We start from the raw sequence: 12,226 nt of genomic DNA on the forward strand, positions 1-12,226 counted from the left end.
GAAACGCTTCCGCCGGACCTGTGCACGCGGTGGTTCGCCCGCTTCCCGGGCATCGACATCGTCAACGCCTACGGCCCGACCGAGTGCTCCGACGATGTCACGCACGCCCACCTCACCGCGACCACACCCGTGGAGCGGCCGCACATCCCCATCGGACGCGCCGTCCGCAACACGCGGCTCTATGTGCTCGATCCCTCCCTCCGGCCCGTGCCGGTGGGTGTGCCCGGCGAGTTGTTCGTCGGGGGTGCGGGTGTCGGGCGCGGTTACCTGGACGACGCGGTGCGCACGGCGGGGGCCTTCGTCCCGGATCCGTTCGGGTCGGTGCCGGGTGGTCGGCTGTACCGGACGGGTGACCTGGTGCGCTATCTGCCGGACGGGGAGCTGGAGTTCCTGGGCCGTCGGGACCACCAGGTGAAGGTCCGTGGTCAGCGGATCGAGCTGGGCGAGGTCGAGAACGCGCTGCGGGGTCTGGACGGGGTGATGGACGCGGTCGTCCTCGCCCGCCCGGACACGGCCGGCGCCACCGTCCTGGTCGGCTACGCGGTCACCGCGGCTGACCCCGCCGCCCTGCGGACCGCACTCGGCCGCCTCCTGCCCGAGGCCATGGTCCCGGCCGTGATCGTGCCCCTGGACGCGATGCCGCTGACCGCGAACGGCAAGGTCGACCGCGCCGCCCTGCCCGAGGCCGACCTCACCACCGAACGCGCCCCCTACCGCGCACCGGTCACGCTGGACGAGCGCCTGCTCGCCGAGCTGTTCGCCGAGGTCCTGGGGGTCGAACAGGTCGGTCTGGACGACGACTTCTTCGCCCTCGGCGGCCACTCCCTCCTCGCCACCCGGCTCGCCGCACGCATCCGCTCGGACTTCGGCGTCCAGCTCCCGCTGCGCACCCTCTTCGAGAACCCCGAGGTGGGAAGCCTGGCTTCGGAGATCGCCGCGCTCGCGGCGCAGCGCGGGGACGAGGGCCGGACCGAGGGTGTCGAGGCGCTGCTCTCGGAGATCGAGGACCTGTCGGACGAGGAAGTGGCCGCCCTCCTCGCCGGCCTGGACGAAGAGCCCACGGTCGGGCCGGGAACACAGCACTCCGCGGACCCGGGCCGCGCGGTGCACGCGCCCGCACCGGTATCCGCGACCGAGACCCGGCCCACCGGCCGGCGATGAGGAGAGCCCCATGACGACGACCACCACGAGCACCATGTCCACCGCGACCACGGCGGCCACCACGTTCACCGCGACTACGGCGGCCGCCCCGGCCGCCCCGGCCGCCCCCGGCCGGCGTCCCGCCGCCGGGCGCTGGTTCACCGGTGGGAACACGGCCCCGGACCCCTCCCGGCTGCGCCTCTACTGCCTGCCGCACGCCGGTGGGGGAGCCTCCGCCTACCGCGCCTGGGCCGGACGCCTGGGAACCGACGTCGAGATCGTCCCGGTGCAGCTGCCGGGGCGGGAGTCCCGCTTCGCCGAGCCGGCGGCCACGACCGCCGCCGAGATCGCCGACGGGCTGTGCGCCGCGCTCGTGGAGCGTGCCGACCAGCGCTGGGCCCTGTTCGGCCACAGCATGGGCGCCCTGCTGGCCTACGAGGTCGCCTGCCGGATGACCGAGCTGGACCGGGCCCCCGGGCATCTGGTGGTGTCCGGGATGACGGCTCCGCCCCTGGTGGACCGCCCCGGCCGCCGGCGCCCGGTCCGGGAGCTCTCGGACGCCGAACTGTCCGCGCGTATACACGGCCTGGGCGGCACGCCGGACGAGGTCCTGCGGTCCGCGGAGCTGATGGAGCTGCTGCTGCCCGTCTTCCGCGCGGACTTCCGGGTGTGTGACGACTACCGGTTCGTCCCCGGACCGCCGCTCGACATGCCCCTCACCGTCCTCGGCGGGGCGGGCGACCGGGGCGCTCCGGTCACCGGCCTCGCCGCGTGGCGCGGCCTGACCACAGGCGCGTACACCATGCGCGTCTTCCCCGGCGGGCACTTCTACCTGAACGACCACCTCGACGACGTGCTCGCCACGGTCCGGACGGCCTGCGCGGACGTGCCGCCGGCCGGCCCGGCCCACCGGCTGCCGCACTGTCTGCGCTAAGGCTCGTCAGACAGGCCTTGGCCGGACACGCCTGAGGCCGGGTCCTGCCTCAGGCGCTGTCCGAGGCCGTCTCCGGTGGCGGAGCCGTCTCCCCCCTGCTCAGCTCCTCCTTCGCGAGGAGATAGCCGAGTTGGAGGCGGCTCCGCGCACCCATGCTCTCCCGGATGCGCGCCAGGTGGGTGTGGTAGGTGCGCTCGCTGATGCCGATCCTCCGCGCGATCACCGAGTCGGTGAGCCCCTCCACGAGAAGGCGCTTGATCATGTTGTGGATGTCGGGGAGGACTTCCGCGGACGCCTGTGTCGCCGTGCCGGGTTCGAAGGGCGCGGCGCGCTGCCAGTTCCGTTCGAAGACGTCGGTCAGGAACCGTACGAGCGCCCCGTCGTGGATCACCGCGGCGGAGGTGCGGTCCTCGCCCGTCGGCAGAATGGCGATCGAGCGGTCGATGACGAAGAGCCGCTCGAAGAACTCGTCGAGGGTCCGCACTTCGGCCCCCTCCTTGACGACGGCTGCCACGTACGCCTTGACCGGGGCGTTGAAGCGCGCCGGGTGCTGGTAGAGGGTCCGCATCCGCACTCCGCGGCCCAGGTGCTCCAGGGCGAGCGGTAGCGCGTCCTTCAGCACGGGGGCGGGACGGCCGCCCCCGGGCTGGGCCGTGAGGATCTCCTCCGTGGCCCCGCGCGTGACGCGGTCGACGAAGTCGCGGATGGCCGGCATGCCGTGCACGTACTCGACGGCCGGTGCGGACCCCTCGGGCCGGGCCCGGTCCATGAAGAGCTGGAGGGTGGGCGCCAGCCGGTGCTCCACCTCGGCCGCCTGCAACTCCATCTGCCATGCCCGGGCGCGCCATTGGGCGGACAGCCGGGCCTCCACCAGACGGGGATCGACCGGCTTCAGCCGGGTGCCGTCGGCGGTCGGCTCCAGCAGCCCTATTCGGACAAGAGCGTCCACCCCTGGAACGTCCGCGTTCAGCTCAAGTTCCGTGCTTCTGAGTGCCAGCTCGTATGCGGCGAGTGCTTCTTTCGGCAACTCCGGCAGTATTTGGTCCTGCTCTTCCCCCATTTGCCCCCCTCAGATCTCTGCGATGCAGGGATCTGGCCCCCCTGCATCGTGGTGATCCTAGTTCGCCGCGATCTAGCCTCCAGATCACCGAAGCAAACCGATTCAGCCATGTCACTACTGTGGGGGGAACAGCCATGACCGAGATTTCTGTGACGGGTTCGGCAAGAGGCCGGGAGACGAACGGAGCGGTGCGCCGTGTGTGCCGGGGGGCACGCGAAGTCGCGCTGGCGGCGGTGCTGCTGGGTGCGGCGGCGGGCGTCCTGCTCACCGTGCAGGGGGAGGCGTCCGGCCGGGGGCAGGGGGCGGCGCCCACCTACGCGGTCGCCTCCGACCTGGGCTGGAACGGCCCCAAGCCGGTCGCGCCCAGGACGGACCTGGGCTGGAACGCCCACCCGGCCGGCGTGAAGGGGGATCTGGGCTGGAACACGCAGCCCGCCGGTGCGCGGGACGACCTCGGCCGGCACCGCCACGAGCCGGTCGCGCCCCGGTCCGACCTCGGGTGGAACGCGGCCGGCGCGGGCGACGCCGGACACGGAGTCGCCGTATGACGGTGCATCCGGACGTGGGTACACGCAGCGAAGGCAGGTGAGGGGCATGCGCCAGGTGCACACGGGCATCGAGTTCCCGCGATTCGGTGTCACTCTCCAGACCGCCCGCCGCCGGGCCGGGCTCACCCAGGAACAGCTCTCCACCGCGTCGGGGATCAGCGTCAGGGCGATCCGTGACCTCGAACTCGGCCGGGCCCACCGCCCGCGCCGGGAGACGATCCGCCTGCTGGCCGACGCGCTCGGCCTCTCCGGCTCCCACCGCGTCCTGCTGGAGAGCGGCTCCGGTCACGACGCCGTGGACAGCACCGTGCGGCAGATGTACGAGGAGCAGCTCGCCTCGCCCCCGGCGGCGACCTCGCCACTGATCGGGCGGGAGCGGGAGCTGGACGTGGTCGCCGGGGCCCTGCTCACCGGGCAGGAACGGCTGCTCTCCCTGGTGGGCCTGCCCGGGGTGGGCAAGTCGCGGCTCGCCCTGGCGGTGGCCCGCCGCTACGAGGCGGAGCGGGAGGCCCGCGTCCTGTGGCTGCCCGTCTCCTCCTCTCCTACCGGCCTCCCGCCGTCGGGACCGGCCCCGGAACCGGACCGCGCCCAGGCGCTGCTCACCTCCTGGACGCTCGACCGGCTGGCGGGACGCGGACCGCTGGAGGACCTGGTCCGGCTCATCGGCGGCCGGCGGACCCTACTGGTCCTCGACGGGTACGAGGACGCCGCCGTCGACCGCGACAGCCTGCTGAGGCTGCTCGCGGGCTGCGACGGACTCCAGGTGCTCGTCACGGCCCGGGCGCCGCTGCCGGTCCTCGGCGTCCGGGCCGTGCCCCTCGCGGCGCTGCCCGTCGGGTTCTTTGCCGGGGGGCCGGACGGGGGCGGGGAACGTGCGGCCGGGGCGGCGGTCCGGCTGATGGCGTCCCATGTCCGCTACACGCGGCCTGCGCTGCGGCAGACGGCCGCCGTCACCGAGGCGATCGCCGGACTCTGCCGGCAACTGGACGGCGTTCCGCTGGCCCTCAACACGGCGGCGGGCTGGCTGCCGATGTACGCCCCCGAGCAACTGCTCGCGGTCGCCCGGGACAATCCCCTCCATCTGGTGGAGCCAGTCTTCTCCGGGGACTTCTTCCCCGGCGAGTCCTGCGCCGGGCCGATGGGGGAGCCGGATCTCGGCATGCTCATCCGGGGGACGGTGAGCGGCCTGCGCCCGGGCCCGGCCCGGCTGCTGGCCGTGCTGGCGCGCCGGAACGGCGCCTGTCCGACGGACGAGGTGCTGAGCCTGGCCGGCGGGTCGCCGGGCGAGGTCACCAGGTCACTCCGCGGCCTGCTGCTGCGCGGCCTCATCCGTGAGGAGCGGCTGCCGGAGGGCGGCACCGCGGTGTCCGTCCTCAACCTGGTCCGGCATGTGCTGCGTCCCGCCTGTGAACCGGCACCGCTGACGGCCGTCGGCCGCACCTGAGCGGTGGCCGTGAGCCTCGGCCGCACCTGAGCGGTGGCCGCACGCGAGCCCTCGGTGCCCCGGGCCGTCGATCGCACCCGGGCCGTCGGCCGCCCCGGGCCGCCACCCGCCCGGGGCCGTGCCCGGGGGACCACGTCGTGGGCCGGGCCCCGGGCGCGCCCGTTCAGCGGGTGCGCTGGAAGAACTCGACCTCGGCGAGGGCGAGATGGCGGCCCGGTTCCAGGCCCGCCGGATCCTGGAGGGTGAGGCGGACGGTCTTCGGCTCGCTGATGCCGGTGGGGAAGGTCTGCGGGCCCGGTTTGTCGCTGAGGGTGAAGGTCTTGCGGTGGGTGTCGCCGTCCGGGGTGGTGACGTCCATCGTGACGCGGAGGGCTCGGGCCTGGGACGGGTAGGTCTCCGGGGACTTGGACGGGCCGTTGGTGAGGATGACGGCGACCAGACGGAGGGCTTGGCGAAGGTGTAGGTGACCGAGGGGTCCGGAGCGGGCGTGCCCCAATAGCGGTTGCTCAGGCCGTCGGTGGTGTTGGCGGCCGGGTGCCGGGGCAGTTCGGCGCTCGCCTCGGTGCTCGCGGGGGTGACCGCCTTGGCCTTGCCGAGCTTGTCGAGGGTGTCCTCGAACAGGACGCGCCCGGCGGGCAGGAGAAGCAGCCCGGCGGCGCACAGGGCGACGAGGACGGCGAGGGTCACGACGAGGCGGGTGCCCCGGCCCGAGCCCGCGCGGGCGCGGCGGCGGAACGGCCACACCGTGCGCCACCAGGGCAGCGCGGCCTGCGCGGCGGCCGGGTCGAGCCGGGCGGCGCAGCGGCGGCAGAAGCGCCGGCCGGGCGGGTTGGGCGTGCCGCAGGAAGGACAGGGCGTGCCCGCCGCTTCCTCGTCCGCGACGGTCGAGGGGCGGACGACGGGCCGTGGCGCGACCGCCTTGGCGGGCTTCACGGGCAGGACCGGGTCGGGTACCGAGGTCGACTCCTGGCCGGGGCCGCGGCCGGGAGCGCGTGCCGGTGCCTCGGGTACGCGGGGCGCGGGGGTGGCCGGGGCCGGTCGGGGCGCCGGGAGCACGGGCGGGGGCGCTTGCACAGGCGGGGGCGGCGGCGCCGGTGCCTGGGCGGCCACCGCGGGCGTTCCGTCCGCGCGCGGCGGGGGCGCATGCGTCGCTCCGGGCGGTGGCGGTGGCGGGGGCGCATGCGTCGCTCCGGGCGGTGGCGGTGGCGGTGACGGTGACGGTGGCGGTGGCGCGACGGGCACGGCGGGCGCTTCGGGACGGACGCCGAGGCGCGTTCCGGCCCGGGTTCGGGTTCCGTTGACGGACCCGGTGACGGAGCCTGTGCCGGAGCGGGGTCCGCCGTCGGTGGCGGACCGGCGGGCGCGGGCGGCGGGGGTGCCGCCCGTCGTCGGGTCCGCGAGGGCGAGGGAGAGCAGGCCGTCCGGGGTGCGCCGCACCAGAACCGAGGCCGGGCCGTCGACCGTGAGACCGGGCCCGGCCGTGCCGGGTGCGCGGACCCGGTGCGCACCCGCCGTGGAGGTGTTGCCCCCCCCGCAGGGCGAGCCGGTCGTGCCAAAGGGCCTGCGCCCGCGTGGAGTCGACCAGCACCCGCAGCGGTCCGCCGGCACCCAGGCGGGTACCCCGCCCCCGCGCGGGCCGGCGGAGCGGTGCCGCCGGCGAAGCAACGCACCCGGAGGGTGTCAACCACCCCCGCCGGGCACCCTGGTGGAGCCGCCGTCCGACGCGGCCCGGAGCCCCGGTGGAGCCGTGGTGGAGGCCCGCTCGGGGCGGTGCCCGAAGGCCCCCTCGCGCCCCCGGGGGTCCGTTACCGTCGGCCCATGACCACCCCTGCCGACGGCCACCACGTCATCCAGGTCCGCGGCGCCCGCGAGAACAACCTGGCGGACGTCTCGGTCGACATACCCAAGCGCCGGCTCACCGTGTTCACCGGTGTCTCCGGTTCCGGCAAGTCCTCGCTGGTGTTCGGCACGATCGCCGCCGAGTCCCAGCGGCTGATCAACGAGACCTACAGCGCCTTCGTGCAGGGCTTCATGCCCAGCGTCGGCCGCCCGGACGTGGACGCGCTGCACAACCTCAGCGCCGCGATCGTGGTGGACCAGGAGCGGATGGGCGCCAACTCCCGCTCCACCGTGGGCACCGCGACCGACGCGTACACCATGTTGCGGATCGTCTTCTCCCGGCTCGGCACCCCGCACGTCGGCACCTCGGCGGCGTTCAGCTTCAACCTGCCCGAGGGGATGTGCCCGCGCTGCGAAGGGGCGGGCCAGGTCTCCGAGTTCGACCTCGACCAGCTGGTCGACCGGGACAAGTCCTTCAACGAGGGAGCGATCACCGCCCCCAACTTCGGGGTGGACAGCTACTTCTGGCAGATCATGGCCGCCTCGGGCTTCTTCGACCCCGACAAGAAGCTGCGCGACTTCACCGAGCAGGAGTGGGAGGACTTCCTGCACAAGCCGTCGGTCAAGGTGAAGGTCGGCAGCAACAACCTCACCTACGAGGGCCTGTACGTGAAGGTCCAGCGGACCATGCTCAACAAGGACCGGGAGGCGATGCAGTCCCACATCCGGGCCTTCGTCGACCGGGCCGTGGTCTTCCGCGACTGCCCCGACTGCGGGGGCACCCGTCTGAACGCCGCCGCCCTCTCCTCGCGGATCGAGGGCGTGAACATCGCCGACTGCTCCGCCATGCAGATCAGCGACCTGGCCGCGTTCGTCCGCCGCATCGAGGACCCGGGCGTCGCCCCGCTGCTGGCCAATCTGCGCGGAGTCCTGGACTCCCTCGTCGAGATCGGCCTCGGCTACCTCAGCCTGGACCGGTCCACGGGCACCCTCTCCGGTGGCGAGGCGCAGCGCGTGAAGATGGTCCGGCACCTGGGCTCCAGCCTCACCGACGTCACCTATGTCTTCGACGAGCCCACGGTCGGTCTGCACCCGCACGACATCCGGCGGATGAACGACCTGCTGCTGCGGCTGCGGGACAAGGGCAACACGGTCCTGGTCGTGGAGCACAAGCCCGAGGTCGTCGCGATCGCCGACCATGTGGTGGACCTCGGCCCCGGCGCGGGCACCGGCGGTGGCCGGATCTGCTTCAGCGGCGACGTGGCCGCGCTGCGGGACTCGGACACCCTCACCGGCCGCCACCTCGGCCACCGGGCCAAGGTGCGGGACGTGGTGCGCACCCCGCGTGGTCATATCGCCATCGAGGGCGCCGGGCTGCACAACCTCCGGGACGTGAGCGTGGACATCCCGCTCGGGGTGCTCACCGTGGTCACCGGGGTCGCCGGTTCCGGGAAGAGCTCCCTGATCCACGGCAGCCTGCCCGGCCGGGAGGGCGTCGTGGTCGCCGACCAGTCCCCGATCAAGGGCTCCCGGCGCTCCAACCCCGCGACCTACACCGGTCTGCTCGACCCGATCCGCAAGGCCTTCGCCAAGGAGAACGGGGTCAAGCCGGCCCTCTTCAGCGCCAACTCCGAGGGCGCCTGCCCCAAGTGCAACGGCCTGGGCCTGGTCTGGACGGACCTCGGGATGATGGCCGGGGTCTCCTCCGTGTGCGAGGAGTGCGAGGGCCGCCGCTTCACCCCCGAGGTCCTCACCTACACCCTGCGCGGCCGGAACATCAGCGAGGTCCTCGGCATGTCTGTGGCCGAGGCGCACGAGTTCTTCACCACGGGCCAGCCCCGCACCATCCTGGGCCGCCTGAACGACGTGGGCCTGGGCTATCTGCGGCTCGGCCAGCCGCTGAACACCCTCTCCGGCGGCGAGCGGCAGCGGATCAAGCTGGCGATCCACATGGCGGAGAAGGCCGCGACCTACGTCCTGGACGAGCCCACAACCGGGCTCCACCTGGCCGACGTCGACCAGCTCCTCGGCCTGCTCGACCGGCTGGTGGAGGCGGGGAACACGGTCGTGGTCATCGAGCACCACCAGGCGGTGATGGCCCACGCGGACTGGCTGATCGACCTCGGCCCCGGGGCCGGCCACGACGGCGGCCGGATCGTCTTCGAGGGGACCCCGGCCGATCTGATCGCCCACGGGGACACGCTCACGGCCCGGCATCTGCGGGAGTACGTCGGCGGCTGACCACCGGGCCGCGCTCCCCGGCCGTGACGCACGAAGGCCCCGGCACCGAGGTGACCGGGGCACTTCCGTGCACGGAGCCGGTCGCGGCGGCGACACTCCCCCGAGTGTGGCTGTTCCACGCCGAGCACCAGCGCGCCGGATCCGTCCCGTCATCCAAACAGCCCCCGCCAACGGATCGCTAACATGTGGCCAACGCTCACGCGGGCGCGCGGGCTTACGCGGAGGAGGGCGCGGGACGACTCAGAGGGGGACCGGGATGCGCTTCGGCCTGCTCGGCGTACCCGTCGTCCACGACGCCGAGGGACAGCCGCACCACCTCGGCAGCGCCAAGCTGCGCGTCCTGCTCGTCACCCTGCTGCTGCGCCCCAACCGGGTGGTGCCCGTCCACGAGCTGAAGGCCGCCCTGTGGGGCGACGACCCGCCCGCCTCCGCCCATGCCTCGCTGCACAACCATGTGACCCGGCTACGGCGGCTGATCGCCGAGGAGGGGCGGCTGCGGGCGGTGGCCCCCGGCTATCTGCTCCGGGTGGAGCCCGGCGAACTGGACACGGATCTCTTCCAGGAGCGGGTCGCGGCCGTCCGGGCCGCCCACGCGCGGGCGGCCGACGGCACCGGGCCGGGCCGCGCGTGCGACGACACCGGGCCGGGCCGCCCGGACGCCGAGGGCACCGGACGCGGCGACTGGGCCGCCGTCGCCCGGGCCGCCGAGGACGCCCTCGCGCTCTGGCGCGGCAGCCCCCTGGACGGCGTCTTCGGGGCGGGCGAGTCCCCGCCCGCCCTGGTCCGCCGGCTGCACGAGGCCCGCCTGGAACTGCTGGAACGGCGCTACGACGCGGCCCTGGAACTCGGCGCGCACGACGCCTGCGCGCCCGAACTGGCCGCGCTCGCAGCCGAGTTCCCGCTCCACGAAGCGTTCCACCGGCAGCTGATGCTGGCCCTGCACCGCGCGGGCCGCCATGCGGAGGCCCTGGACGCCTACCGCTCCCTGAGCCGCACCCTCGCGGACGACCTCGGCGCCGACCCGGGCCCGGCCGTCCGCCGCGTCCACGACGAGATCCTGCGCGCCTCGGACGCCGGTGCCCCGCCGGCAGGCGCGTACACCCTGCCGGACGACCACCGCTTCGCCGACGACCACCGTTTCGCGGACGGCGCCTGACCCGCCGTGACGTCCCGCCGCGCACCCCGGCCCGGGTCGGCCACCGGCGCCCCGCGCCCCTGGGCAACCGGCCCCGCCGCGCGTCCCGGACCCGGCCGCCCGCCGCGCCCCGCCGGAACGCCCCGCCGCGCGCCGCGCGCCTACTTCGCGTCCCCGTAGCACTCCACCACCGCGATGGTGAACGGGAAGCGGACCGGGGTCTCCCCGAAAGTGAGGCGGCCCGCGAGCGCCCCCGCCTCCCGGATCGCCTCGGCGACCGCCGCCGCCTCCTCGGCCGGGCAGTGCACCACCACCTCGTCGTGCTGGAAGAACACCAGCTCGGCGCGCATCGACGCGGTCGCCCGCCGCAGGGCCGCCAGCATCAGCAGCGCCCAGTCCGCCGCGCTGCCCTGCACCACGAAGTTCCGGGTGAAGCGCCCCCAGGCACGCGCGTCCGCGCCCCCGGAGCGCCCCGGCCCGGTGTCGTCCACCAGGTCCTGGGGTAGGCCGGCCTCCCCGGACTCCTCCTCGCCCGGCGCGCGGGGGCTGGTCCGCCCGAGCCAGGTGCGCACCAGCCGCCCCTCCTCGCCCGCCTTCGCCGCCTCGTCCACGTACGCCACGGCGAGCGGGAAGCGGCGGCGCAGCGCGGCCAGGTTCTTCAGCCCGTCGCCCGAGGTCTGCCCGTAGACCGCGCCCAGCAGGGCGATCTTGGCGTGCTCCCGGTCGCCGGAGAAGGCCCGGTCGGAGAGGGCCGTGTAGAGGTCGCCCTCGTGGCCCGCGACCTCCATCAGGCCCGGGTCGCGGGAGATCGCGGCCAGCACCCGGGGCTCCATCTGGTCCGCGTCGGCGACCACCAGCTGCCAGCCCTCGTCCGCGACCACCGCCCGCCGGATCACCTTGGGGATCTGGAGCGCGCCGCCGCCGTTCGTCGTCCAGCGGCCGGAGACCGTGCCGCCCGGGACGTACTCCGGCCGGAAGCGTCCGTCGCGCACCCAGTCCTGCAGCCAGCCCCAGCCGTGCGCCGTCCAGATCCGGTACAGCTTCTTGTAGGCGATCAGCGGCTCCACCGCCGGGTGGTCGATGCCCTCCAGCTCCCAGCGGCGGGTGGAGCGCACCGAGATCCCGGCGCGGGTGAACGCCCGGACGACGTCCGCCGGGAGGTCGGGCCGGACCCGGTGGCCGAACGCCCGCGACACCTGCTCGGCCAGCTCCGCGAGGCGGCGCGGCTCGCCCCCGCCCGCGTACCGCTCACCGAGGAGTTCGTGCAGGACGGCCCGGTGCACATCCGTCCGCCAGGGCAGCCCGGAGCGGTTCATCTCGGCGGCGACCAGCATTCCCGCCGACTCGGCCGCCGTGAGCAACCGCATCCGGCCGGGGTGGGCCGTCGCCCCGTGCCGGCGCTGCTGCTCGGCGTAGACCTCCAGCAGCGCTTCCAGGGGGACGTCCGCCCGCTGGGGTTCGAAGAGGGAGGACTGCGCCCCGGGGACGGCTGCGCGGGCCGGCAGGTCGGGCGGGACCGGCGCGTTCCGCAGCCGGGCGTGCGCCGCGGCGGCCGACCGGGGCTCGCCGAGCCGTCCCTCGTGGCCGAGGAGCAGCAGTTCGGCGTCCTCGATGTCGTAGCAGCGTTCGACGCGGACCCCGGCGGCGAGCAGCCGGGGGTAGACCTCCGCCGTCGAGCGCCACACCCAGCGGTCCACCTCGGGGCGGGAGCGCACGGCCGCGACGAGATCGGGCTCGGTGCGCACCGGTCCGGCGGGCAGATGGTCGGGGCCGAGGGGGACGAGCCGCGCCCCGTCCCCGTCGGCCGCGGTCAGAGCCCAGCGTTCGCCCACCGTCCGAGTCTGCCACCGGGGTCCGACAACGGCCTCGGGCACCACTGGAGCGC

The 12,226-nt window shown here is 74.6% G+C and carries 9 protein-coding genes; 6 read left to right on the plus strand and 3 right to left on the minus strand.

Annotation, left to right across the window (positions count from 1 at the left end; genetic code table 11):
* Nucleotides 1-1,161 (plus strand): AMP-binding protein (locus C593_RS30620; protein WP_037747290.1); only part of this gene is annotated, 1,161 nt, incomplete at its 5' end.
* A gap of 10 nt (nucleotides 1,162-1,171) precedes the next feature.
* Entirely contained in the window at nucleotides 1,172-2,074 is a 903-nt protein-coding gene (locus C593_RS30625) for a thioesterase II family protein (RefSeq protein WP_018850427.1), read from the plus strand.
* Nucleotides 2,075-2,123: 49 nt separating this feature from the next.
* On the opposite strand, the gene C593_RS0126895 is transcribed toward C593_RS30625, so the two are convergent.
* On the minus strand, nucleotides 2,124-3,023 hold the full coding sequence (locus C593_RS0126895; RefSeq protein ID WP_018850428.1) for a LuxR C-terminal-related transcriptional regulator: 900 nt from the start codon (nucleotides 3,021-3,023) through the stop codon (nucleotides 2,124-2,126).
* A 245-nt stretch (nucleotides 3,024-3,268) separates the two neighbouring features.
* On the opposite strand from C593_RS0126895, the gene C593_RS33140 reads away from it, so the two are divergent.
* Nucleotides 3,269-3,682: a hypothetical protein gene (locus C593_RS33140; protein ID WP_158686877.1), complete on the plus strand. Its 414-nt coding sequence runs from the start codon at nucleotides 3,269-3,271 to the stop codon at nucleotides 3,680-3,682.
* A gap of 46 nt (nucleotides 3,683-3,728) precedes the next feature.
* The gene (locus tag C593_RS0126905; protein WP_018850430.1) at nucleotides 3,729-5,126 is read left to right on the plus strand and encodes a helix-turn-helix domain-containing protein; all 1,398 of its coding nucleotides are present in this window, start codon (nucleotides 3,729-3,731) and stop codon (nucleotides 5,124-5,126) included.
* Between the two features lie 163 nt (nucleotides 5,127-5,289).
* On the opposite strand, the gene C593_RS33995 is transcribed toward C593_RS0126905, so the two are convergent.
* A complete protein-coding gene (locus C593_RS33995) occupies nucleotides 5,290-5,622 on the minus strand; it encodes a hypothetical protein (protein ID WP_486591194.1) in 333 nt (110 codons plus the stop codon).
* 1,322 nt (nucleotides 5,623-6,944) lie between these two features.
* Between C593_RS33995 and C593_RS0126915 the strand changes: the two genes are divergently transcribed.
* Complete coding sequence (locus C593_RS0126915) at nucleotides 6,945-9,206, plus strand: excinuclease ABC subunit UvrA (protein ID WP_018850431.1); 2,262 nt, start codon at nucleotides 6,945-6,947, stop codon at nucleotides 9,204-9,206.
* Nucleotides 9,207-9,462: 256 nt separating this feature from the next.
* The gene (locus C593_RS0126920) at nucleotides 9,463-10,362 is read left to right on the plus strand and encodes an AfsR/SARP family transcriptional regulator (protein ID WP_026278115.1); all 900 of its coding nucleotides are present in this window, start codon (nucleotides 9,463-9,465) and stop codon (nucleotides 10,360-10,362) included.
* A gap of 140 nt (nucleotides 10,363-10,502) precedes the next feature.
* Here C593_RS0126920 and C593_RS0126925 read toward each other — a convergent pair whose 3' ends face one another.
* On the minus strand, nucleotides 10,503-12,173 hold the full coding sequence (locus C593_RS0126925; RefSeq protein WP_018850432.1) for a bifunctional 3'-5' exonuclease/DNA polymerase: 1,671 nt from the start codon (nucleotides 12,171-12,173) through the stop codon (nucleotides 10,503-10,505).
* Between the last annotated feature and the right edge of the window lie 53 nt (nucleotides 12,174-12,226).

Source organism: Streptomyces sp. CNT372 (assembly GCF_000377145.1).

Excerpts from the sequence above, each read along its gene's own strand:
- C593_RS0126920 (WP_026278115.1), top strand. The coding sequence starts at position 9,463 with ATGCGCTTCGGCCTGCTCGGCGTACCCGTCGTCCACGACGCCGAGGGA.
- C593_RS33140 (WP_158686877.1), top strand. The coding sequence starts at position 3,269 with ATGACCGAGATTTCTGTGACGGGTTCGGCAAGAGGCCGGGAGACGAAC.
- C593_RS0126905 (WP_018850430.1), top strand. The coding sequence starts at position 3,729 with ATGCGCCAGGTGCACACGGGCATCGAGTTCCCGCGATTCGGTGTCACT.
- C593_RS0126915 (WP_018850431.1), top strand. The coding sequence starts at position 6,945 with ATGACCACCCCTGCCGACGGCCACCACGTCATCCAGGTCCGCGGCGCC.
- C593_RS30625 (WP_018850427.1), top strand. The coding sequence starts at position 1,172 with ATGACGACGACCACCACGAGCACCATGTCCACCGCGACCACGGCGGCC.